This window comes from Psychrobacter sp. Pi2-52 (assembly GCF_904846705.1).
In the GTDB taxonomy this organism is placed as follows: Bacteria; Pseudomonadota; Gammaproteobacteria; order Pseudomonadales; family Moraxellaceae; genus Psychrobacter.
Genome location: NZ_CAJHBS010000020.1, coordinates 40,351 through 63,959, shown reverse-complemented (window position 1 = coordinate 63,959; position 23,609 = coordinate 40,351). Strand labels below are relative to the sequence as shown.

The 23,609-nt window shown below is 43.2% G+C and carries 19 protein-coding genes; 16 read left to right on the top strand and 3 right to left on the bottom strand.

All coding sequences use genetic code 11. The features are described 5' to 3' along the window. The first annotated feature begins 678 nt into the window (after positions 1-678). The 4 genes from thrS (at position 679) to rnr (ending at position 7,207) form a co-directional block, all read left to right on the top strand. Positions 679-2,613, top strand: coding sequence for a threonine--tRNA ligase (gene thrS / locus JMY00_RS10895; protein WP_201580166.1), 1,935 nt, complete (start codon positions 679-681; stop codon positions 2,611-2,613). A 23-nt stretch (positions 2,614-2,636) separates the two neighbouring features. Continuing rightward, complete coding sequence (gene infC / locus JMY00_RS10890; protein ID WP_057762155.1) at positions 2,637-3,140, top strand: translation initiation factor IF-3; 504 nt, start codon at positions 2,637-2,639, stop codon at positions 3,138-3,140. 406 nt (positions 3,141-3,546) lie between these two features. Next, the gene (locus JMY00_RS10885; protein WP_201580165.1) at positions 3,547-4,791 is read left to right on the top strand and encodes a toxic anion resistance protein; all 1,245 of its coding nucleotides are present in this window, start codon (positions 3,547-3,549) and stop codon (positions 4,789-4,791) included. 139 nt (positions 4,792-4,930) lie between these two features. Then, positions 4,931-7,207, top strand: a complete 2,277-nt coding sequence (gene rnr, locus JMY00_RS10880) for a ribonuclease R (protein WP_201580164.1) — start codon at positions 4,931-4,933, stop codon at positions 7,205-7,207. 117 nt (positions 7,208-7,324) lie between these two features. On the opposite strand, the gene JMY00_RS10875 is transcribed toward rnr, so the two are convergent. The 3 genes from JMY00_RS10875 to hisA all read right to left on the bottom strand — a co-directional run bounded on the left by JMY00_RS10875 (position 7,325) and on the right by hisA (position 10,168). Next, complete coding sequence (locus JMY00_RS10875; protein WP_201580163.1) at positions 7,325-7,606, bottom strand: hypothetical protein; 282 nt, start codon at positions 7,604-7,606, stop codon at positions 7,325-7,327. Between the two features lie 81 nt (positions 7,607-7,687). Next, entirely contained in the window at positions 7,688-9,361 is a 1,674-nt protein-coding gene (locus tag JMY00_RS10870) for a mechanosensitive ion channel family protein (protein WP_201580162.1), read from the bottom strand. A gap of 69 nt (positions 9,362-9,430) precedes the next feature. Further along, positions 9,431-10,168 (bottom strand): 1-(5-phosphoribosyl)-5-[(5-phosphoribosylamino)methylideneamino]imidazole-4-carboxamide isomerase, encoded by a 738-nt coding sequence (hisA, locus tag JMY00_RS10865; protein WP_102091064.1) that lies wholly within the window; start codon positions 10,166-10,168, stop codon positions 9,431-9,433. 1,084 nt (positions 10,169-11,252) lie between these two features. Here hisA and JMY00_RS10860 point away from each other — a divergent pair. From JMY00_RS10860 to JMY00_RS10805, 12 genes are all read left to right on the top strand, one after another. Next, a complete protein-coding gene (locus tag JMY00_RS10860) occupies positions 11,253-12,605 on the top strand; it encodes a Na(+)-translocating NADH-quinone reductase subunit A (RefSeq protein WP_165598636.1) in 1,353 nt (450 codons plus the stop codon). Between the two features lie 5 nt (positions 12,606-12,610). Continuing rightward, positions 12,611-13,846 carry an NADH:ubiquinone reductase (Na(+)-transporting) subunit B gene (locus tag JMY00_RS10855; RefSeq protein ID WP_057762164.1) on the top strand — a complete coding sequence of 412 codons (1,236 nt, stop codon included), beginning with the start codon at positions 12,611-12,613 and terminating at the stop codon, positions 13,844-13,846. Then, the gene (locus JMY00_RS10850) at positions 13,827-14,729 is read left to right on the top strand and encodes a Na(+)-translocating NADH-quinone reductase subunit C (RefSeq protein ID WP_201580161.1); all 903 of its coding nucleotides are present in this window, start codon (positions 13,827-13,829) and stop codon (positions 14,727-14,729) included. The genes JMY00_RS10855 and JMY00_RS10850 overlap by 20 nt, the downstream gene beginning before the upstream one ends. Before the next feature lies 1 nt (position 14,730). Next, complete coding sequence (locus tag JMY00_RS10845; RefSeq protein WP_057762168.1) at positions 14,731-15,402, top strand: NADH:ubiquinone reductase (Na(+)-transporting) subunit D; 672 nt, start codon at positions 14,731-14,733, stop codon at positions 15,400-15,402. Further along, positions 15,402-16,010: an NADH:ubiquinone reductase (Na(+)-transporting) subunit E gene (nqrE, locus tag JMY00_RS10840; protein WP_011281361.1), complete on the top strand. Its 609-nt coding sequence runs from the start codon at positions 15,402-15,404 to the stop codon at positions 16,008-16,010. Before JMY00_RS10845 ends, nqrE begins: the two co-directional genes overlap by 1 nt. A 122-nt stretch (positions 16,011-16,132) precedes the next feature. After that, positions 16,133-17,368: an NADH:ubiquinone reductase (Na(+)-transporting) subunit F gene (gene nqrF, locus JMY00_RS10835; protein WP_201580160.1), complete on the top strand. Its 1,236-nt coding sequence runs from the start codon at positions 16,133-16,135 to the stop codon at positions 17,366-17,368. 169 nt (positions 17,369-17,537) lie between these two features. Beyond that, entirely contained in the window at positions 17,538-18,338 is an 801-nt protein-coding gene (locus JMY00_RS10830; protein WP_201580159.1) for an SDR family oxidoreductase, read from the top strand. Between the two features lie 123 nt (positions 18,339-18,461). Continuing rightward, a complete protein-coding gene (locus JMY00_RS10825) occupies positions 18,462-19,616 on the top strand; it encodes an FAD:protein FMN transferase (protein WP_201580158.1) in 1,155 nt (384 codons plus the stop codon). A 200-nt stretch (positions 19,617-19,816) separates the two neighbouring features. Continuing rightward, a complete protein-coding gene (nqrM, locus tag JMY00_RS10820) occupies positions 19,817-20,062 on the top strand; it encodes a (Na+)-NQR maturation NqrM (RefSeq protein ID WP_057762175.1) in 246 nt (81 codons plus the stop codon). Positions 20,063-20,458: 396 nt separating this feature from the next. Next, positions 20,459-21,691 (top strand): MFS transporter, encoded by a 1,233-nt coding sequence (locus JMY00_RS10815; protein WP_201580157.1) that lies wholly within the window; start codon positions 20,459-20,461, stop codon positions 21,689-21,691. 311 nt (positions 21,692-22,002) lie between these two features. After that, positions 22,003-22,857 carry an arylesterase gene (locus JMY00_RS10810; protein ID WP_201580156.1) on the top strand — a complete coding sequence of 285 codons (855 nt, stop codon included), beginning with the start codon at positions 22,003-22,005 and terminating at the stop codon, positions 22,855-22,857. A 25-nt stretch (positions 22,858-22,882) separates the two neighbouring features. Beyond that, positions 22,883-23,602, top strand: coding sequence for an ABC transporter ATP-binding protein (locus JMY00_RS10805; RefSeq protein WP_201580155.1), 720 nt, complete (start codon positions 22,883-22,885; stop codon positions 23,600-23,602). The last annotated feature ends 7 nt before the right edge of the window (positions 23,603-23,609 follow it).

The following is a 23,609-nucleotide window of genomic DNA, read 5'->3' as shown; positions in this document are numbered from 1 at the left end:
GTGTCAACCCGTTTTATTAATGTTTTTGAACTTATTTTAGTAAGATAAAGAAATCTGTATTTCTTTCAATGGGTTATAAAATTGAGGTTGTTTATTTTCTTAAATACTAGTGTGCAATATTATTTAGCTCATCAATTTTTAATGAAGATGAGCTTATTTGTTCCTCATAACTGGACTTATTCATCCTGTCATTCTTGAGTATTTTCCTTAAACAAATTATCTCTTATATTTTTGAATGTTGATATTCATATAATTACCACTATATAGGAGCTAAGTTATTCGGGGTTATATGACGCTTTCAATATATTGTCTTATATAGTGCAGTATCTGATACTACCTTTATCATAAGATATGGCTCTTATATTAGTCGTCGCGCAATCCCTTGATATCTAGTGTTGAGAGACGGTTTTTGCTATAATAGGTATTTTGCTGCATTACTTATATATGTTGGCTGTTATATTACTTCTATAGCGAAATGCGTTTTGCTGCAATGCTATTGATTAACTGGCTTTAGGCCTTACATTGGTCCTAGCATATATAGCCATAGTAAGACTCTAGGTAATGCGTCCCTCTCACAACATATCACGATGATTAGATATAATTGATGTGGTCTCACGGTTATATGATTGATGGTTGCAATCATCACTGCCAACGGACCCAATAATAGGCGAATAGATTATGGTAGCGATTACTTTACCCGATGGTAGTGTAAAAGACTTTGAAGGTCATACAACAGTCATGGAAGTGGCGCAAAGTATTGGGACAGGACTCGCTAAAGCGACAGTTGCTGGACGTGTAAATGGTCATCTAGTAGATGCACATGATCCTATTGTTGCTGATGCCAATGTTGAAATCGTAACGCCAAAAGATGACGACGGTGTCGATATTATCCGTCACTCATGTGCTCACCTATTAGGTCATGCGGTTAAGCAGCTCTACCCTGATGTGAAGATGGTCATTGGTCCTGTCATTGATGATGGTTTTTATTACGATATTTTTAGTGAAACGCCATTTACGCCTGAGCATATGGAAGCGATTGAAAAACGCATGATGGAGCTGATCAAGCAAGATTATGACGTTATCAAAAAAATGACACCACGTGCTGAAGCGATTGAGATATTTGAATCACGTAACGAAGACTATAAGTTAAAGCTTATTAATGATATGCCAGGTGAAGAAGCGTTTGGCTTGTATCATCATCAAGAATACGTCGATATGTGCCGTGGCCCCCATGTGCCAAACACGCGCTTTTTGAAAGTATTTAAACTGACAAAAATGTCAGGTGCTTATTGGCGCGGCGATGCGAAAAATGAGCAGTTACAGCGTATCTATGGTACTGCGTGGGCTGATAAGAAACAGTTAAAAGCTTATATCCAGCGTATTGAAGAAGCAGAAAAACGTGACCATCGTAAAATCGGTAAAGCGCTGAACCTATTTCATATGCAAGAGCAAGCGCCAGGTATGGTGTTCTGGCACGCCAATGGCTGGACGATTTATCAAGTACTTGAGCAATATATGCGTAAAGTACAGTACGATAATGGCTACGAAGAGATTAAAACACCTCAAATCGTTGATCGTAGTTTGTGGGAGCGTTCAGGACATTGGGGCAACTATGCAACCAACATGTTCACGACTGCTAGTGAAAACCGTGATTATGCGGTAAAACCGATGAACTGCCCTTGTCACGTGCAAGTGTTCAATCAAGGCTTAAAATCTTACCGTGATCTACCATTACGTATGGCTGAATTTGGTTCTTGCCATCGCAATGAGCCATCAGGATCATTACATGGTCTGATGCGTGTACGTGGTTTTACGCAAGATGATGCGCATATTTTCTGTACGCAAGCACAGATTCAACAAGAAGTTGCTGACTTTATTAAGCTAACGCTCGCTGTCTATGAAGATTTTGGTTTTGATAATATCATCATGAAGCTCTCTACCCGTCCTGAAAAACGTGTCGGTAGTGATGAGTCTTGGGATTTTGCAGAAAAGGCTCTTGCAGATGCGCTAGATAGCTCTGGGCTAGATTGGGATTACTTGCCTGGTGAAGGTGCATTCTATGGTCCAAAGATTGAGTTCAGTCTAAAAGACTCGTTAGGACGTATTTGGCAGTGCGGTACCATCCAGGTTGATCCAAACATGCCTGAACGTCTCGATGCTGAGTTCGTTAATGAACAAAACGATCGCGAAGTTCCTATTATGTTGCACCGTGCAATCTTAGGTTCATTCGAGCGTTTTATCGGTATATTGATTGAGAACTATGCAGGTTGGATGCCAGTATGGCTAGCACCGCAGCAAGTTGTGGTCATGAATATCACTGATAAACAAGCTGATGCTTGTGAAAACGTAGTTAGCGAGCTCAAAAACGCAGGTTTGCGTGCTATTAGCGACTTGCGTAACGAAAAGATTGGATTTAAGATACGAGAGAAAACATTAGAACGTATTCCCTATATGCTAGTATTAGGGGATAAAGAAGTCGAATCGGGCAGTGTCAACGTCCGAACTCGCGAAGGTGAGAACCTTGGCGTGATGAGTGTTTCTGAATTTATTACATTAGTACAGACCGCTGTCAGTAAAAAAGGCCGACAGACCCCAAAAACAGATGAGGAGTAATACCTATTAAACAGTCCAACCGTTTGAACATCAACGAAGATATCAATGTCAAAGAAGTCCGTCTCGTTAAAGAAGATGGCGAGCAAATGGGCGTGGTTGATATCGCAACCGCGATGAAAGCGGCACGTGATGAAAATCTAGATTTGGTTGAATTAGTTCCTGAAGCTAAGCCGCCAGTATGTAAGATCATGGATTATAAGCATTTCCTCTATGATCAAAAGCAAAAGGCTAAAGAAGCTAAGAAGAACCAAAAGCAGACTCAGCTTAAAGAGATGAAGCTACGTCCTAGTACCGAAGAGGCCGATTATCAGGTTAAACTGAGAAAAATCGTGAGCTTCTTGGAAGATCAAGACAAAGTTAAAATTAGCATCCGTTTCCGCGGACGTGAAATGGCGCACCAAGATATCGGTCGCAAACAACTTGATCGTATCATTGAAGATACTGCTGATATCTCAAACGTCGAACAGTACCCTAAGATGGAAGGTCGTCAGATGGGTATGCTGCTTGGACCCACTAAGAAAAAGTAATCTGTCTATTGGATTGCTTTGAGTGGTGGCTGTTAGTCTATATAGCTATTTATAACTCTAACCATCAATATGCTGCGGGATATTGATGGTTTTTTATTATCTAAGTTCAAAAACGACAGTAATGGACATTTCTGTACTGAACATAATAGCCTAGCATCATTGACTGACGCTACTTTACAAAATCCATCTTCTCAACTTTCTGATTACACGGTAATCTAAAGGTCTAGTTATATTTACTAGTCAGTATTTAGCAGTAACTAATGATCATTTAATAAAAGTTAGTACGAGCTAAAGACAAATCTATAAGTGTGTAAAAGCTAAGTGTATAAATAAAAACAATGTATACCACGACTGTCAGAGTCGTTGACAAAAAACACTTCCCTTCTCCGATATCAGAGGATATTTCATGCAAGAATTGACGCCACCAGAAAACGCTACAACTCCCAGTATCTCTCTAACAGCACCTGAACCTGTCAAAGAAATACAGAAAAGTGAAGCAGATCAGATGGTCAAATTGGATGAAAGCCAAATTCCTGAGCTCGATGCCAAGGTTGATGCTTTTGTTGATCATGTGCTGACCAACTCTGTGCATAGCGATGAATTTCGACAGAACGTCCAGTCTATTCATAATCTAGGTACCAAAGAGATTCGTGAGTCTGCACAAGTATCCAACCGAATGTTAGATTTGCCCGCAAAAAGTTTGAATGACAGCTTATTTGATAACTCTCCTATCGCTAAATCATTGACGGAACTACGCGGTATCGTCGAAGACTTAGATCCGAGCAAAAAGGAGCTGACCAGCTCACGCAAGTTGTTCGGTCTCATTCCGTTCGGCAATAAAGTACAAGATTATTTCCGTCAGTATGAGTCAGCGCAGTCGCACATCAATGCCGTTGTGACTAGTCTCTACAATGGTAAAGACGAATTGCTCAAAGACAATGCGATGATTGAGCAAGAAAAAGTCAATATGTGGGAGCTGATGCAGTCTATTCGCCAGTATGTCTATGTTGGCAAAAAAATTGATGAGCAACTTGAACAAAAGGTCTATGCGATAGAAGCAACAGATCCTGAAAAAGCGCGCATCATTAAAGAAGAAATGTTGTTTTATGTCCGTCAAAAAAACACTGACTTTTTAACCCAGTTGGCAGTGAATGTACAAGGCTATTTGGCGCTTGATACTATTCGCCGTAATAACTTAGAGCTAATTAAAGGTGTCGATCGTGCAACCACAACTACTGTGTCTGCATTACGCACGGCTGTTGTCGTTGCTCAAGCAATGACCAATCAAAAATTGGTACTAGATCAAATTACTGCGTTGAACAAAACCACCAGTAGTTTAATTGAATCAACCTCAGGGATGCTCAAGCGTCAGTCAGGTGAAATCCATGAGCAGGCGACCAGCAGTAGCATTGAGCTTGATAAACTGCAAAATGCCTTCAATAATGTCTATGACACTATGGATATGATTAGCAATTACAAAATTGAAGCGCTAGAGAATATGAAGCAAACGGTCAATACACTGACCACGGAAGTAGATAAAGCACAAAAATACTTGGATAAATCAAATCAGACTACGGTATTAGAAGTCTCAAAAGAGTTGGATAGTAAAAAGATCACTAACCAATCGAGCAATGTCGATATTGATATTTGATTTATCCTTATAGCGGTCGTTAAAAAACTGACCGCTTCCTGCTACCAAATACACATAAGACAATTGACGCAAGATATTGCAACGTCGTTCGTGTTAAGATAGCCACTATTAATAATTTTAAAAATAGATACGGTAATTTATGAGTTGGAATGATCCAAACGCCTCAAGTGAGGCAAAAAAGTATGACAACCCGATTCCTAGTCGTGAGCTGATACTCAGCACGATTAATGAGCATGGGGAAGTCACGCATCAACAATTGGCAAAAGTCTTTAACATTGATGACCCTGATCAGTTTGATGCTTTGGGCAATCGCCTAAAGGCAATGGCGCGTGACGGCCAAGTAAACCGTGATGGTCGTCCTTATCGCTATCGCACGGTGACTAAGCAAGATATCGTCTCAGGTACAGTTTCTGCACATCCAAAAGGTTTTGGGTTTGTAGTGCTAAGTGATATGCCAGATTTGTTTTTGCATGAAAAACAAATGCGCTGGGTATTTAATGGCGATACAGTAGCAGCTGTCGGCACTTCGACTGACAATCGTGGACGTACCGAAGGGCGTATCGTCGATGTTGTCGAACGTCGTCAAAACAACTTTATCGGTACACTTGCTCGTGATGAAGACGGCTATTGTGTTGAGCTTGGTAGCCCGAACAATCATCAACCGATTACGGTTACTGATGACAATGTTCAGGCGCTAAATATTAAGCAAGGCGCTCCTGTCAAAGTCGATATCATTGACTGGCCAAACCAGCATGAATTTGCCACTGGAAAAATCACTGAAGTGCTGTCTGACGATAATGATCGTGAATTGATTATTGAGACTACCCTGCTCAACTATGATATTCCATCAGATTTTAGCGAAGCTGCGCTTAAGCAAGCCGACGACTATCAAGAGCCAACTGAAAAAGATATAAAAGGTCGTACAGATATACGTCATCTACCGCTTGTCACTATCGATGGCGAAGATGCTCGTGACTTTGACGATGCTGTATTTGCTGAAAAGCGCTCTGGTGGTAACTACCGTGTCGTGGTTGCGATTGCGGATGTCAGCTATTATGTGACACCGAATTCACCACTTGACCAAGATGCTTATGAGCGTGGTACTTCAGTATACTTCCCGCATCGTGTGATTCCGATGTTGCCTGAAGTATTATCTAACGGTCTATGTTCATTGAACCCTAATCTAGATCGCTTATGTATGGTTGCTGATATCAAGATATCGCGCGCCGGTAAAGTGACTGGATATGAGTTCTATCCGTCCGTGATGCACTCACAAGCCCGTCTAACTTATAATCAAGTAAATGATTATCTTGTGAACCCGAATGATAAGAGATTACCTAAATCATTAACGGGTAATAAAGACGTTAAAAAATCTGTTGATACCTTACATCAGCTGTATGAGCTACTGCTTAAAAAGCGTGAAGAACGTCATGCAATGGAATTTGAAACGGTTGAAACGTATATTAAGTTCAACGAGAAAGGCGGAATCGAAGCGATTTTACCGCGCACTCGTGGCGACTCTCAGAAGCTAATCGAAGAATGTATGCTGCTTGCCAATACTTGTGCGGCAAACTTTGCGCTTAAGCATGAGTTACCAGTCTTATATCGTAACCATGATAAGCCTGATAATGAGAAGTCGATGCGTATTCATGAATATGCGAAAAACTTTGGCTTACCATTTCCAGAAGAGAACCCGACTCAAGCGGACTATCAGCGCATTATTGAAGCGACTAAAGATAGACCAGATGCCATCAGTATTCATAGCATGCTACTGCGTTCAATGATGCAAGCAAACTATGCACCTGACAATATTGGTCACTTTGGCTTAGCATATGACGAATATAGCCACTTTACCTCGCCGATTCGCCGTTATCCAGATCTAATGCTGCATCGCGCGATTAAGGCAAAAGTCACTAATAGCCAACAACCTGTTATGGACTTTTCTCTTGAAGGTGCTGGTACACAAACGTCAGATACAGAACGCCGTGCAGAAAAAGCATCACGTTATGTAGAGTCTTGGCTTAAGTGTCATTATATGACCGATCATGTCGGTGAAGAGTTCGAAGGCGTTGTAACTACGGTTACTAGCTTTGGTCTATTCGTCACATTGACTGACTTATATATCGATGGTTTGGTTCATATCTCCAACGTTGGCGATGACTTCTTTGTCTACAATGAACAGCAACAGCAGCTTATCGGTAAAGATAAAGGCACGCTATTTGGACTGGGCGATTCGGTTAAAGTGAAGGTTGCGGGTGTCAATATGGATCTGCTACAGATTGATTTTGATTTGAAGGCTAAATTACAATCTAGTGCAATGAACCAAAGTAAAAAAGGTCAACCGAAGAAAGAGCAGCCTAAGAAAGCCCCAGCGAAAAGAAGCAGCAACCGCAGAGGCGCTGCCAAAAAAAGCTAAGCTTAGACTGATACTTAAATACTGATGTTGTAATACAATAAAAAAGGCTAACGCGATTGTTAGCCTTTTTTATGCTGTGTACTTTTGAGTTATAGATGATATAGCTATTTATTGTGCCTATTGCGCATCGTCCAATTGGTCTACACGGTCTTGCTCTGCTTGCTGCGCTTGGTCAATTTTACTGGTCGCACTATCTACGATAGCTTTCGGCTGTTGACTAAGTGGCTGGCTAGTAATATCTGTATTAGAGGTAGCTACTGTAGAGTCAGGCTGTTCAGCCGCTACACTACTGGTTGCAATCTCTCTATTTTGTTCGCGACTATTGCCATTGATAATGTTAAAGCCGAGTAATGCCACAATACCAATTACTGCAAAGATAATGACGTGTTTCATTTTCATAAAAAGCCCCGTATTTGGATAACCACCAAATATAGATTCTGTTGCACTTTTTATGCCTAAACCTTATTTAACATCTAATACCTATTCTTGCGGACTATTATTATTCAATAAATCCGTCTCATCTGAGCTTTGAGCAATCTCTTGCTCGACCTTTTCCATCAGCTTATCGTCAGGACGGGCGTCGAGAACCTCATTAGCACTGCGACCTTGTAAAATGGTCTTGGCTCGAGCCTTGGCTTGTTTTTTATTTTGGTCATCCATATGACTCTCGCTGACCTGATTTGTTTCAGTAGGTTTGGGGATAGTCGGCGTAATCGTCATATCAGATTGAATATTATTAGCATTGCTGACACTGCTTTGCATGTGCTCAAAGGCTTTTTCTAACTTGTTGTTAAAGCGTAGACGATAAATAGGCTCAGGTAAGCTAAAGCCTGTATCTTCTAGTGCATGCTTGGTCTCACGAATGGCGATACTGCGTGCTTTGGCAAAGTCAGTCTCTGATTGATCTACCCAAACCTGAAATTCCAAAACAATATTAGAATCACCCACATTGGTAATGACTGCAATCGCTTTAGGCTCGTCCAAGACAAACGCTAGTGTATGTATCGCATCCAATCCGACTTTGATTGCTGCTAAAGGATCATCATTGGCATCAACGCCTAGCTCAAAGGTGAATCGGCGCTCAGGATTTTTGGTGTAATTTAGAATTGTACCTTTAAAGACTTCAGCATTAGGAATACGTAGCTGATTACCATCTAATGTCATCAGTATTGTCGCACGTGAGGTCAAGCGAACCACGATACCCTCTTGCCCATTAATCACGATATGATCACGGGCACGAAAAGGTTGGCGAATGCTCAGCATTAGTGAAGCGATATAATTTTCAATGGTATCTTTGACTGCGAAACCAACCGCAATACCAATGACACCTGCCCCACCAAGCAATGTGCCTAAAATAGTCTCTGCACCTATTAGACTTAGTCCTAGAATCAGACCAAAGATAACAAAGATGACTTTGACCGTTTGCGACAGTAGCTCAGCGACAAATGGATTGGGTGTTAGACGTTGCCACATCCTTTTGCGATTAGATAACCAACTGCCAAACCATGCTACCAAGGCAAATATAACGATGCCGACCAATAGTAGTGGTAGCGCCTTCACTAGATTGGTCACCTGCGCTTTTAGACCTTGATAGACCGTTGAGACATTCTCTTGAACATCTAGCGTGCGGTTAATTCTGTCTTCTACAGTGACGACATCTGTTAGTCGGTTGGTTAAGTTAATCGCTTGCTGTGCTTTTTTTTCGTTGGCTGTTTCTCCCGTTAGGGTAACGACCCCTTGGGTGACACTAATATTGACGGCTTGTAAGCCTTCGATTTCAGAGAAAATACCGCTGATACGTTGACGAATATCGTTGTCTTTTTGCGGTGTTGGTGTGGTCTCGATTTGAGCATTATTAGTGCTTTCGCCACTGATTACTGGCGGTGGAGCAGGCGTTGGCAATGAGCTAGCAGGTTCTGTGGTATCACCTATTAATGTCTCATTTCCTGATATAGCAGAATCATCGTTAGATACGCTTTCCTCTGTTGTCTCTATACCTTCGGTCGTCTCTACGCCTAATGCTGCTGAGATACTAGAAATTTCTTCACTGGCAGCATGCGCTGAGAACGCAAAAAGGATGCTTAGTAGCAACACCATTTGACCCCACGCTTTTATAGAACTGCGTATTATTGGACGGTCAATGTAAGTGGCCATAAGCATCCTTTATTTTTTACGGATTTTTCTCGCTTAGCTAGTTGTTAAGAATTAGCTGTCTGGCTTTATTTAGCTATCTAAGTAAAGCTGCGCTTCGCTCAAGTTCAACGTGCCTTCATAGATAGCGCGACCGGTAATGATACCTTCGATACAATCACCATAAGGCTTCAACAGCTCGATATCTTTCATATCGGTAACGCCACCTGATGCAATCACAGGTAGTCCGCCTTCACGCGCCAAATTAACAGTTTGTTCAACATTAACGCCTTGCATCATGCCATCACGGGCGATATCAGTATAAACGATTGATGACACGCCGACGTCTGCAAAGCGCTTAGCAAGCTCGGTCGCTTTGGTATCTGTCACGTTTGCCCAGCCATGAGTAGCTACCATACCGTCTTTGGCATCGATACCGACGATGATATGCCCTGCAAATTCGCGACAAGCTTCAGCGACAAAATCAGGATCTTCAACAGCTTTCGTACCGATAATGATATACGTCAAACCTGCGGTAATATACTGCTCAATGGTGTTCATGTTGCGTACACCGCCGCCCAGCTGAATAGGCAGGTTTGGGTAGGCTTTGGTGATATCATTGACCACTTGTCTATGTACTGGCACGCCATCAAAAGCACCATTCAAATCAACCAGATGTAAGCGACGCGCGCCTTCATCTACCCAACGTGCTGCCATAGCAACTGGGTCATCAGAGAATACCGTATCATCTTCCATACGGCCTTGTTTTAAACGTACACACTTACCATCTTTTAAATCAATAGCCGGGATAATGACAGGCACAGCACACATATAGCATTCCTTATAAAGCACAAGATTGGCAATAAATTTAGTAAATTAAAATTTTGAGAATGAAACGTTATTGAAGAATCAAATAACGATAGAAAACGCAGCTTAAAAGTAGCATAAATTATGGACAGATCGAAAACCAAGATATTGCTAAGTTAGCAATCTGTTTGAATACAAATAAGAAAGACAGAAACTAGACAATCATAACCATAAGTTTTAGTACGTAGAATCACTACCAACAATCGTTAAATTCTATTACTGACTGGCAATTTTAGGTCAATTTAGCGTATAATCCTAGGTAAATTTTTATTTGTTTCTATGTGATAGTAACCATGTGTTACGCTTTTTGTTGAGTTGTTACGACTCACTAATACAGGATGGATCGAGCAATCGCTCAATATGCCAATAAAATATTGGCTAAGAAATTGCTAAAAAGGACTATCTGAAAAAATCTCAACCAATAGTCTCTAAACCATCGATTCTGCGGTATTTAACCTTAATTAGATGTCTTGCAAGTCCCTATCACTAGCTAACTATATTAAAACCGTTACGATTAAAACTATAGCAGCTTATAATAAGCGAGGTTTGCTTATCAGTTGCTTAGCTAGTTTGTCTTTTAACCAGTATATCATCTACCTTAATAGATCGTTATTTGGCCACACTCTTATTCTATCGAATATCTTTAAACGATATTAGTGAACGAGAGAGGGTCAAACATACTGGTGTTACAAGTTTTAAATTTCAATGAAACGTGTGATAAAACCTTTTGTATTTAAACCAGTCCCTTTTAGCCATGTGCTGTAGTGATTGATTTCGATGAAACGGTTTTAGCATACACCTTGGTAGCCAGTCGCCACTTTGGTAATTCGAATAAGACATTAACGTGTTGTTAAGGAGTCTAAGGTCAGCGTTAATACTCTTACTAGTAGTTATGATCATGTATTGTCTTCACAGAGCTTTCATCCCTATTTCACTATAAAGGAAATAGACGATTGAAGGCTTTGTTGAGTGATACAAACGTTCATGCTACCGATATACCAAACAGGACGTCTGGTATCGTTTTAGACTATGGACTAAGTTTTCGCTTATGATTACCATCAAAAAAGGTTTGGATTTGCCCATCACTGGTGAACCCTCCCGCGAGATATCTGAGCACCAACCGACACATGTAGCACTTGTTGGCTATGATTATGTGGGTATGAAACCCACTATGAATGTCAAAGAAGGTGACATTGTAGCCAAAGGTCAGCCCGTTTATGAAGACAAAAAACGTGTTGGCGTGATCTACACTGCCCCTGCTGCCGGTAAGGTCGTCGCTGTTAAACGTGGCGAACGTCGAGTGTTTGAGAGTCTTGTGATTGCGGTCGACCCAAATGGTGAAGAAGTAGACTTTGAGCGCTATGACTCACAGCAGCTTGCTGACCTAGACTCTGAAGTCGTTGAAACCCAACTGATTGCCTCTGGCGAATGGACGGCGTTCCGTACGCGTCCTTATAGCCGCGCACCCGAAATCGGCGCTCGTCCACATGCTATCTTTGTCACAGCAATGGATACCAATCCACTTGCCTTTGACCCGATGCTTGTGATCAATGAGCAGCTACAAGCGTTCAATGATGGACTTGCAGTATTATCTACGCTTAGTCCAAAGACCTTTGTCTGCCATCACGGCGATACCCAACTGACGCCAGTTGCAAAAACTGCAGCGAATAACGTCACTGAGTATCATGGTTTTGCTGGTAAGCATCCAGCTGGTCTTGCTGGTACGCATATTCATTTCTTGCACCCTATTAGCCGCGGTGTGACCGTATGGACGATTGGTTATCAAGACGTGATTGCCATCGGTAAATTGTTTACGACAGGTCGTCTATATACGCGCCGCATGGTGAGTTTAGCAGGTCCTGCGGTCACTAACCCGCATTTGGTTATGACTGAACGCGGTGCTGATATCACTGCATTGACCAAAGGTAAGCTGGCTGCTGGCGAGAACCGTATCATTTCAGGTTCAGTATTGTCTGGTCGCAAAGTGTTTGAAAATATCGCCTATCTGGGTCGTTTTCACAATCAGATCAGTGTATTGACTGAAGGCCGTGAGCGTCCTGCGTTCCATTTCTTTACTCCAGGTAAAAACCGCTTCTCAAAACTGCCTATCTACATTTCGCAGTTCTTTGGTGGCAAAAAGTACGACTTTACTACGACAAGTAACGGCTCACCACGAGCGATGGTACCAATCGGTGTCTACGAAGAAGTAATGCCACAAGATTACCTACCAACTCAGTTACTACGTGCATTGATCGTCGAAGACATCATTAGCGCCGTAGATTTGGGTGTGCTTGAACTGGACGAAGAAGATTTGGCACTATGCACCTTTGTATCTCCTGGCAAATATGAATTCGGTGATATTTTGCGTGATAACTTAACGCGCATTGAGCTGGAGGGCTAACCACGATGAAATTTTTACACAATATGTTCGATCGTATGGAGCCATCTTTCACCAAAGGCGGCAAACACGAAAAGTACTACGCTATTTTTGAGATGTTTGATACGTTCTTACGTCAACCAAGCTCGACCACTTATGCCTCATCGCATGTACGTGACGGCATTGACCTAAAACGTATTATGATTACTGTATGGCTATGTACCTTCCCAGCGATGTTTTGGGGTATGTACAACATTGGTCATCAAGCACTAACCGCTATCGCTCAGCTTGGCTTGCAGCCTGAAGGCTGGCGTACTGTAATCACTAGCATGGCAGGCTATAACCCAGACAGTATCTGGGCAAGCTTCGTTTATGGTGCGATGCAGTTTTTGCCTATCTATATCGTGACGTTTGCGGTAGGTATTCTCTGTGAGATTATCTTTGCTGTCGTCCGTGGACACGAAGTTAACGAAGGTTTTTTTGTGACTTCAGTTCTATTTGCATTATGTCTACCACCTGATATTCCTTTATGGCAAGTTGCCCTAGGTATTATCTTCGGTGTGGTTGTCGCAAAAGAAGTGTTCGGTGGTACTGGTAAAAACTTCCTTAACCCTGCCCTATCGGGTCGTGCATTCTTATACTTTGCTTATCCAGCCTATATGTCTGGTGACTCAGTATGGACAGCAGTAGATGGTTTCTCAGGCGCGACGCCACTTGGCCTTGCAGCCCTTGGTGTGGTTCCTCAGGACTTCGTCGACGTCTATGGTAATGCCATCACGTGGAGTGATGCATTCTTAGGTAATATGCAAGGTAGTATTGGTGAAGTATCGACGCTAGCTATCCTAATGGGTGCGGCAGTGTTGCTATGGACGCGTATTGCTTCTTGGCGCATTATGGCAGGTTGTGTGGTCGGTCTAATTGCGACGTCTCTTGTATTCAACATGATTGGTTCTGAAGACAACATGATGATGAGCTTACCGTTCTACTGGCACCTAGTTATCGGTGGCTTTGCTTTCGGTGCTGTATTTATGGCAACCGACCCAGTATCAGCTGCGCATACAAACAAAGGCCGCTGGGCTTACGGTATCTTGATTGGTTTTATGACCGTATTGATTCGCGTCATCAACCCTGCTTTCCCAGAAGGCATCATGCTGGCCATTCTATTCGCCAACTTATTTGCTCCATTGTTTGATTACTTTGTGACTCAAGCAAATATCAAACGCCAAACCGCTCGGAGGGTTCGTTATGTCCAAGCCCAAAAGTAATAACGTGAAAACCATCAGTGTGGCTTTGACGCTATGCTTGGTGTGTTCAGTGTTGGTCTCAGCAGTGGCTGTTGGTCTAAAGCCTGCGCAAGTTGAAAACGCACGTTTAGACCGCAACAAAAACATCTTAGTTGCGGCTGATATGTATGACGCTGAGTCTGATACAGCAGATGACGTCGCCGAACGCTTTAAAGACTTTGAAGTAAAAATCATTGATCTAAACGAAGGTACTTATCTCGATGACGATGCGCTAAAAACTGCTGGTATCCCTGATCGTAATGCTTATGACGCCAGTCAAGCGACAAAAAACCAAGCTCTAAGTGAAGACTTGGGTGACAACGATCCTGCTGGTATTGGTCGTAAGCCAAAATATGCCAAAGTCTATGTCAAGAATGATGACGCAGGTCAGCCAGAAACGGTTGTATTGCCAATTCAGGGCTACGGTCTATGGGGTACTATCTATGGTTTCTTAACGCTCGAAAGTGATATGAATACCATCAAAGGTATCAGTTTCTACGAGCATAAAGAAACCCCAGGTCTTGGCGCTCGTATCGAAGAGCCAGAGTGGCGTGCAAAGTGGAGCGGTATCGAGTCTTATGACGAGAATGGTAACGTTGCCACTGGTGTAACCAAAGCTGGTAACCCAAAAGAAAACTGGGTTGATGGCATTAGCGGTGCGACATTGACTAGCCGCGGCGTCAGCAACATGATTCAGTTTTGGTTAGGCGAGCAAGGTTATAAGCCTTATCTAGATACGCTACGCGAAAAGAGCGGCCAAACGGTTGAAGGTGCAGATACGCAAGCAAATCAATCAAAGCCAGCAGCTCAACCTAAAACCGAATTGGCAGCCAAGCTACCAGTAGCAAACGGCAAGGAGGCATAACATGGCTGACACTAAAAGCATTTTAACCACGCCTATCTTTGATAATAACCCTATTGCCCTACAGATCCTTGGTATCTGTTCGGCATTGGCTGTCACCACCAGCATGGCTAATGCTATGGTCATGTGTGTGGCATTGACTTTGGTAACGGCATTTTCAAGCTTCTTTATCTCAATCATCCGTAAGCAGATTCCATCAAGCATTCGTATCATCGTACAGATGACGATTATTGCTTCGTTGGTTATCTTGGTTGATCAGGTACTAAAAGCAGTTGCTTATGACGTCAGTAAAGGTTTGTCAGTTTTCGTTGGTTTGATCATCACGAACTGTATCGTTATGGGCCGTGCTGAAGCATTTGCTATGAGCAACCCACCAATCCCAAGCTTTTTAGACGGTATTGGTAACGGTCTTGGTTACTCAGCAGTATTGCTATTCGTTGCAACTATCCGTGAGCTATTAGGTGCTGGTACTTGGTTCGGTATTACGATTTTACAGCCAGTTACTGATGGCGGTTGGTACATACCAAACGGTCTATTACTGTTACCACCATCAGCGTTCTTTATCATTGGTTTGTTCATCGCTGTTGTCCGTATCTGGAAACCAGAACAAGTTGAAGAAGCTGAGTTTGTAATGAAGCCGCAGTCTAAAGGCATGGCACATGGAGGCGGTCACTAATGGGACATTATGTTAGTTTATTTATAACCTCAGTCTTTATTGAGAACATGGCGCTTGCCTACTTCTTAGGTATGTGTACTTTTTTGGCCGTATCCAAAAAAGTCTCTACAGCGATTGGTCTAGGTGTTGCGGTTGTTGTCGTGATGGCAATTACCGTTCCACTAAACAATTTACTATTCCAGTTCATCCTAAAAGATGGTGCGCTAGCATGGGCAGGTTTCCCTGATATCGACTTGAGCTTCTTAGGATTGCTAAGTTATATCGGTTTGATTGCAGCCACCGTACAGATCTTAGAGATGTTCTTGGACAAGTTTGTACCGAGTCTATATAACGCGCTTGGGGTATTCTTACCACTAATCACCGTAAACTGTGCCATCTTAGGTGGTGTACTATTTATGGTTGAGCGTGACTATAACTTTGGTGAATCTGTTGTCTATGGTGTGGGTGCAGGCTTCGGTTGGGCACTTGCTATTACAGCATTGGCGGGTATCCGTGAAAAGCTAAAATACTCAGACATTCCAGCACCGCTGCGTGGTCTTGGTATTACTTTTATCACGGTTGGTCTTATGTCGCTCGGCTTTATGTCGTTCGGTGGTATGTCCATCTAAACCGCTAAGCTCAAAGCTTTCATTAGCTATTTGACTTATTTAATTCATTTATTCGGTAGAGGTTTGGGTACAGCATAGATTATGCCCTCACACCCCTACCCCATAGATTAAGGATACCTACCATGGATTACGCTACGGCGATTGGTGGCGTTGCTATGTTTACCTTGATCATCATGGGCCTCGTCGCTATTATTTTGGCGGCGCGCTCAAGACTGGTCAGTTCAGGCGATGTCACTATCCATATTAATGATAATCCCGATAATGATGTGGTGACACCAGCTGGCGGCAAACTACTACAAACGCTAGCGGGCGAAGGTATATTTTTATCTTCAGCTTGTGGTGGTGGTGGTACTTGTGCGCAGTGTCGTTGCCGCGTTATTGAAGGTGGTGGTTCTATTTTGCCCACCGAAGAAGGCTATTTTACTCAAGGTGAAATCCGCAATCACATGCGCTTAGCTTGTCAGGTAGCTGTTAAGCAAGACATGAAAATTGAGATTGACCCTGAGTTTTTTGATGTACAGAAATGGGAATGTGAAGTTATCTCTAACGATAACGTTGCTACCTTCATTAAAGAGCTGGTACTAAAAATTCCAGAAGGCGAAGAAGTAAACTTCCGCGCTGGTGGTTATGTACAGTTGGAAGCGCCACCGCATGAAGTGCACTACAAAGACTTTGTGGTTGATGAAGAGTATAGAGAAGACTGGGAAAAATTCGGCATTTTCAACTATGTCTCAAAAGTTGATGAGCCTGTTATCCGTGCTTACTCAATGGCCAACTATCCTGAAGAGAAAGGCCTCATCAAATTTAACATCCGTATCGCAAGTCCACCGCCACGTGGTCCTGACGGTATTCCACCAGGCAAAATGTCTTCATGGGTATTTAGCTTAGTACCTGGTGACAAAGTGACAGTTTCAGGTCCTTATGGTGAATTCTTTGCCAAGAAGACCGAAGCTGAAATGATCTTTGTTGGTGGTGGTGCTGGTATGGCTCCAATGCGCTCACATATCTTTGATCAGCTCAAACGTTTGAATACTGACCGTAAGATTAGTTTCTGGTATGGTGCTCGCTCGATTCGTGAAATGTTCTATGTTGAAGATTACGATCAGCTAGAAGAAGAGTTTGACAATTTTGAATGGCATGTGGCTCTGTCTGACCCATTACCAGAAGATAACTGGGAAGGTCCAACAGGCTTTATCCATAACGTGTTGCTCGAAAACTATCTGAAAGATCATCCAAACCCAGAAGACTGTGAATACTACATGTGTGGGCCACCGATGATGAACGCTGCTGTGATCGATATGCTACACAGCTTGGGCGTAGAAGACGAAAACATCATGCTTGATGATTTCGGTGGTTAAATAACCCCGCCAGATAAACTTAAAAGTGTATGTAAAAGAGTCTCAATTGAGGCTCTTTTTTTGTGTGATTTTTAGCAATCATTGTGGTTGTTGAGACTACAAATCTAACTGGTAGATCAGCATTGCTATCCTATATCATGAACGCTCTAAATATTAAGAAAGGACTCTTATGAAAACGAAATACAAAGATCTAACCATTTGGATTACAGGTGCCTCTAGCGGTATTGGAGAAGCCCTTGCCATAGCCTTTGCCAAAAAAGGTGCTCGGATTATTTTAAGTGGACGTGATCAGGACAGATTAGACACAGTCAAACAACGCTGCAAGCGTGCTGACACACATATTGTCATTCCCTTTGATATCAGTGATTCCAGTCAAGCAAAATCCGCTTATGAGATGGCAATAGCTCAAGCAGGAAAGATCGATTGGCTGATTAATAATGCCGGCATCAGTCAGCGTTCGCTCATCATGGACACGGCTGAAGAAGTTGAACGCCAAATCATGGAAATAGATTACTTTGCTCAGACGCGTCTTACTAGACTGGCGTTGCCTGATATGATCGCACAAGGCGGCGGCAAAGTCGTGATGGTCTCGAGTGTGGCAGGTTTATTGGGTACACAATATCGAGGTGCTTATGGGGCAGCCAAGGCAGCGCTGCATATGTGGGCAAATAGTTTGCGTGCTGAGCTACATGACCAAGGTATCGAAGTAGCCACGATATTCCCTGGGTTTATTCAGACTAATATCTCTATCAATGCGTTGACTGGTGACGGTAGCGCACAAGGTACGATGGACGAATCAACCAGTAACGGTCTTACTGCGACTGATTTTGCTAAACAAGTCGTGAAGGCGCTCACTAAAGGGGATGAATATATCATCGTCGCTGGTCGCATAGAAAAACTGGCCACACGAGTCAACCGCGTCTCTCCGCCAAAACTCTATAAGCTCATACGTGAGTCACAAGTGAAATAAGCTACTCAACCGAACGAATTGTCGCTGAATGGTGCCTTCGTTGGTATTTTTGGGTTCAAGGGGTGTAAAATAAGCGTGGCTTGTTTTACACCCTACTCATTTCTACGCGATACCGAAAATATTATGAAAAACACTATATCCAGCTTATCTTCCAAAAAATCTCTGCACCTTACCTTAGTAAGCGTCGTCAGCCTTGTTAGTACTTTAGGTCTCAGCGCTTGCCAGCAAACCCCAGACTATAACTATCTGATCGGTGAGACGATGGGGACGAGCTACCATATTAGCTATCAATTGCCTGATGATGCGGACGAAGCTGCCATACAAGCTGCGGTAGACGAGCGCCTAAAACAAATTAACGATAGCATGTCTACTTATCAAAACGACTCAACGATATCTACATTCAATCGTTTGGGCAAAGACAAACCTATCACTATCGATGCGGATTTTAGTCGTGTGCTAGATGTCTCGCAAATTGTCTATCAGCAATCAGGCGGTGCTTTTGACCCTACTGTTATGCCACTCGTAAACACGTGGGGCTTTGGGAGCACCATGACGGTCGAGCGACTACAAAGTCCACCGACTGCCGTTGAGATTGCGCAAGCCAAAGCATTGGTCGATTTTGAGAGCATCATAAAGAAAGACGACACCATCTATAAAACCAAAGATGGCGTTGGTTTAGATTTTTCTGCCGTTGCCAAAGGTTATGGCGTCGATGTCATTGCTGATGTGCTGAGAGATGATTATCAAATTCGTAATTATATGGTTGAGATCGGCGGTGAAATTGCCACCTCTGGTGTGAACAACCAGCAGCAGCCATGGCAAATTGCGATTGACGCCCCTATTAAAGGCAGTACGGTCAGCGAACGTCAGACCATATCTGCTATTCGTCAACCCAAAAACACGGCTAGCCAAATGCATCTAGCGACCTCTGGCAACTATCGCAACTCTGTCATATTCGATGGCAAACGCTATAGCCATACTATCGACCCGACAACGGGCAACCCTATTGCAGGTGGTGCACCTTCAGTCACTGTCGCAGCGGACTCTGTCGCGTTGGCAGATGCGTGGGCAACTGCCCTTACCGCGATGCCTTATCACAAAGCACTAGACGTCGCTAAAACGCAAAATCTAGCGGCTATGTTCTTGGTACTAGCTGACGATGTAAAAGCAAAGGGTTCTGACGATATGTCCAACGAAGCTGCTGACGATAACATTGACGATTGGCAAGTGGTACAGACACCAGCGATGAAAGCGTTACGTGCTGATAAAAAGCTCTAAACGTTCTCCAAGCTCTAGATGGCACATTTTAAAAGCCACTGGTAAGTGATAGATGTGAAACAAGAGAATACGTTAACGCTCAACGAGCCGCACTAAAATTTGCTATACTATTATACAGTTGTTATTAACGGTGTTTAGCTGTCATGAACTTAGACAGTACTACTAATAACTGCCCTATTTTTTAAAATGAGGTTTCCTCTATGCTTAGCCAACTGCTTCCTATGCTTGCCATTACTTTCACCGTATTTGTCCTATTCTTTATTTTTATGGGCGTCGGTTATATGGTCAAAAAAAAGCCGCTTAGAGGATCTTGTGGCGGTGTTGCCAAATTGATGGGCGATGAAAATTGCTCGTTTTGTGGTAATGATCCCAATAAGTGCGATTCACTAATCGCTGAACAACAAGAGAATGCATTAAGAGCTGCTCAATTGGGTAAATCGGTTTAATAGCCTATTGGTTACCATACGCTGGTAGCATTTACCTGACATATGTTCTTATAATAGCGTCAAGTCATTCAAAGGTGACTTGGCGCTATTTTTATTGTGCGATAAGACTACTTATTTAAGATTCCTTATTATCGCCATCTTTTATTATCACTGTTCTAAAGCCGTAACTCGAAGTAACCACCCATACATTTTGACTAAGCTGCCTGCCAATTTAGCAAAGCCAGTTAAGCAAATTGTATGTCTTACGCGCTACATATATTTTTCGGTCGCATTTAAGATATCGATTACCGTTTAGGTACGTGTCTGGGTAAATGCTCTCTGGTGTTATTTTATAAGCGGCGATTTCTTGGCGCTGTCTAATAACGTGTTCTTTTTCGCTGTCATCGTTGTGCTGCTATGTCTACCTCGTCCAATCTATCTGCTTCCTCTAGCCTGCCCTCCTCACGCTTTACCTTTTGGTTGGTACTGTGTGCCATGGTTCTACTAGCCACCAATATGCGTGCGCCTATCGTCGCGCTAGGTTCTATCGCTCCAGTGGTAAAGGACGCGCTTGATATTTCTGAGTTTCAGATAGGCTGGCTAGGAGCAGTGCCTATGCTGAGCTTTGCTGTTGGTGCACTGATTTCCCCGACCATTGGTAAGCGATTCGGGCTAGAGAATACACTGATTGCCATGATTGGGCTATTGACGGTAGGGATGATTATCCGTACCGCTATCTCGACGTGGAGTGGGTTTTTAATTGGTACTTTATTACTTACCCTCGCCATTGGCTTCGCTAATACTTTAGCAGCACCTGTCATTAAGCAGCGTACCCCGCAACATATTCCGTTGATTACAGGATTGTTTAGCTTAACGATGACCACAGCAGCAGGTATCGTCGCAGGCGTGGTACTACCATTATCGGAGCAAGTAGGTTGGCAGTGGGCATTGGGTGGTTGGACGATACTGGGTGTTTTTGCCTTTGTCATCTGGCTATTTTTACGTGTGCGTTTAGGTTCATCCAATCATCAAGCCGTTATCCCTGCGGCGTTAGGTTCTTCTGATATCTCTATGTGGCGCACCACCTTTGCGTGGCAGATTGCTATTTTTATGGGATTGCAGTCATTATTGTTTTACACCGTTGCCAGTTTTCTACCCTCGATTTGGGTCAGTAAGGGACTATCTGCCGTCAGTGCTGGACAGATGGGCTCTGTATTTCAGTTTATGGCACCGGTTTCTATCTTAAGTTTAACTTGGTTGGTCAATCGCGGCCGACCTATTCAAGCATTGGCTGTATTTGCTGCTGTGCTAAACGTCGTTGGTATATTGGGTGTCAGCTATCTATCGACTGATTTGGCATGGCTATGGTCAGGTATGATGGGCATGGGCTGTTCAGCAATTTTTACCTTGAGCATGATGCTGTTCTCTATGCGCACCTATACGACCAATCAGGCAAGTGAGCTGTCTGGCATGGCTCAAGCAGTTGGTTATGTCATTGCGTTTTTTGGCCCATTGGGTACAGGTTGGCTACATGAAATGACTGGTAGTTGGAGTATGCCGCTTTTTATTATGCTGATACTGATGATTGTCAACGTCGTGATTGCTTGGCTTGTTAGTCGTCCAGTGATGGTCGATGGCAAATATATTTGATTGCTATCAGCTTTCATTTCTATCAGTTTTTGTGGTCTACAAGGCTATGATTGCTAACGCGCAATAAAGCGGCCTTAAATTAACCTTAGGGCAATATAGGTCACTGTCTTATTTTGCTATAGTCAGTTCAATATAATTTAGATACTTAATATAAGCTGGATACTCAATGTAATCTGGATAAAAGGAAGACGAGTAAAAGCACTACCAATCGTAGACTGAACGAGCCTGACGATTTATCCGACTGATACTGTATCTGGTTTAGATAGGATTTGACTATACACTGGTTTGATTGCATATAGGACATAACACCCATGATGAAATTTCCCTCACGTTTTGCTCAGCGCTTGCCTGTTATCGCTATGCTCGCGGTTGTAATGGCTATCAGTGGCTGTCAAAAAGAAGCTGAAACGACATCTGCTGATGATACGCAGAGTACCAGTACTGAAGCGACTAACAGTCAAGCCAGCACTGCTCCAGTAGCAGCTGAAACCGCAGCAACAACTGATCAACAGGTCAAATCCTCATCACTGACTATTTTAGCGCTTGGTGACTCCCTGACAGAAGGTCTGGGAGTGGACAAAGACGACAACTATCCTGCTCAGTTAGAAGATCGTCTACAAGAGATGGGCTACGCTAATGCCAAGGTTATCAACTCAGGTCTAAGCGGTGAAACCAGTACGGGATTGGTCAATCGATTGGACTGGGTGTCGCAAACCAAACCCGACATCACCATATTGACTATTGGTGCTAACGATGCGATACGCGGTATCGATGTAGCGACCATTGAAGCCAATATTCGTACTGCGGTTAAGCACCTGCAAGACAATGGTAGTGTCGTCATCTTAGGCGGTATGTCGATCTATGACAATCTAGGCAGTGAATACGTTGCGGCATTCTCAGACATTTATCCTCGTATTGCGAAAGACATGAATCTAACGCTCATTCCGTTTTTCTTAGAGGGCGTCGGCGGTGACCGGGAGCTTAACCAAGCAGATGCGATTCATCCAACCAAAGAAGGCTATGAGATTATCGTTAATAACAATATCCTGCCCATTCTAGAACCGAAGCTAGAAGAACTACAAGAGTTAAAAACAGCCGATACCGATAACACAGCTACGACTGCTCAAGACGACACGACAAAAAATACGACAAATGAGACTATTTAACGAGACCATTAAACGAGACACGGTAATGACATCATCATCTTCGACTGCCACAGCAACGCCACAAGCAGACGCTAAGACACAAGCTCTACTGACCGCTTCACAATTAAATAAAACAGTGCAAGTCGGTGAGCAAACCCTGTCCATCATCAAAGACGTGGATATCTACGTTAATGCTGGCGAGTTTGTGGTCATCATGGGTAAATCAGGCTCGGGTAAATCTACTTTGTTAGGACTACTTGCCGCGCTAGACTATCCCGATAGCGGTACGGTATCGCTGGCAGGTCAAATGCTTAGCAATCTTGACGAAGATGCGCTAGCCGTCATTCGTCAGCAAGATATGGGCTTTGTCTTTCAGTCGTTTCATCTACTGCCCACACTAACCGTCGCTGAAAATATTGCCTTTCCACTTGATATTGCCAGACGTCCAAGCCTAGCACGAGTAGACGAGCTGATAGATGCGGTCGACTTAGGTCATAGACGTCACAGCTTACCAAATCAGTTGTCAGGTGGTGAGCAGCAGCGTACAGCGGTGGCACGTGCGCTAGTATCGCATCCAAAGATTGTGTTTGCAGATGAGCCAACGGGCAACTTAGACGAGCAAAATGCCGATCAAGTCATGCAGCTACTATTGGACTTACGCCAACAGGTTGGCTCGGCACTGGTGGTCGTGACTCATGACCCTGCACTTGCCGAGATGGCAGATCGCGTCATCACCATGCATGACGGCCGCATTGTACCTACATGAATAACTG

Coding starts and splice junctions, on each gene's coding strand:
- thrS (WP_201580166.1), top strand. CDS start 679: ATGGTAGCGATTACTTTACCCGATGGTAGTGTAAAAGACTTTGAAGGT.
- JMY00_RS10885 (WP_201580165.1), top strand. CDS start 3,547: ATGCAAGAATTGACGCCACCAGAAAACGCTACAACTCCCAGTATCTCT.
- rnr (WP_201580164.1), top strand. CDS start 4,931: ATGAGTTGGAATGATCCAAACGCCTCAAGTGAGGCAAAAAAGTATGAC.
- JMY00_RS10875 (WP_201580163.1), bottom strand. CDS start 7,606: ATGAAAATGAAACACGTCATTATCTTTGCAGTAATTGGTATTGTGGCA.
- JMY00_RS10870 (WP_201580162.1), bottom strand. CDS start 9,361: ATGGCCACTTACATTGACCGTCCAATAATACGCAGTTCTATAAAAGCG.
- hisA (WP_102091064.1), bottom strand. CDS start 10,168: ATGTGTGCTGTGCCTGTCATTATCCCGGCTATTGATTTAAAAGATGGT.
- JMY00_RS10860 (WP_165598636.1), top strand. CDS start 11,253: ATGATTACCATCAAAAAAGGTTTGGATTTGCCCATCACTGGTGAACCC.
- JMY00_RS10855 (WP_057762164.1), top strand. CDS start 12,611: ATGAAATTTTTACACAATATGTTCGATCGTATGGAGCCATCTTTCACC.
- JMY00_RS10850 (WP_201580161.1), top strand. CDS start 13,827: ATGTCCAAGCCCAAAAGTAATAACGTGAAAACCATCAGTGTGGCTTTG.
- JMY00_RS10845 (WP_057762168.1), top strand. CDS start 14,731: ATGGCTGACACTAAAAGCATTTTAACCACGCCTATCTTTGATAATAAC.
- nqrE (WP_011281361.1), top strand. CDS start 15,402: ATGGGACATTATGTTAGTTTATTTATAACCTCAGTCTTTATTGAGAAC.
- nqrF (WP_201580160.1), top strand. CDS start 16,133: ATGGATTACGCTACGGCGATTGGTGGCGTTGCTATGTTTACCTTGATC.
- JMY00_RS10830 (WP_201580159.1), top strand. CDS start 17,538: ATGAAAACGAAATACAAAGATCTAACCATTTGGATTACAGGTGCCTCT.
- JMY00_RS10825 (WP_201580158.1), top strand. CDS start 18,462: ATGAAAAACACTATATCCAGCTTATCTTCCAAAAAATCTCTGCACCTT.
- nqrM (WP_057762175.1), top strand. CDS start 19,817: ATGCTTAGCCAACTGCTTCCTATGCTTGCCATTACTTTCACCGTATTT.
- JMY00_RS10815 (WP_201580157.1), top strand. CDS start 20,459: ATGTCTACCTCGTCCAATCTATCTGCTTCCTCTAGCCTGCCCTCCTCA.
- JMY00_RS10810 (WP_201580156.1), top strand. CDS start 22,003: ATGATGAAATTTCCCTCACGTTTTGCTCAGCGCTTGCCTGTTATCGCT.
- JMY00_RS10805 (WP_201580155.1), top strand. CDS start 22,883: ATGACATCATCATCTTCGACTGCCACAGCAACGCCACAAGCAGACGCT.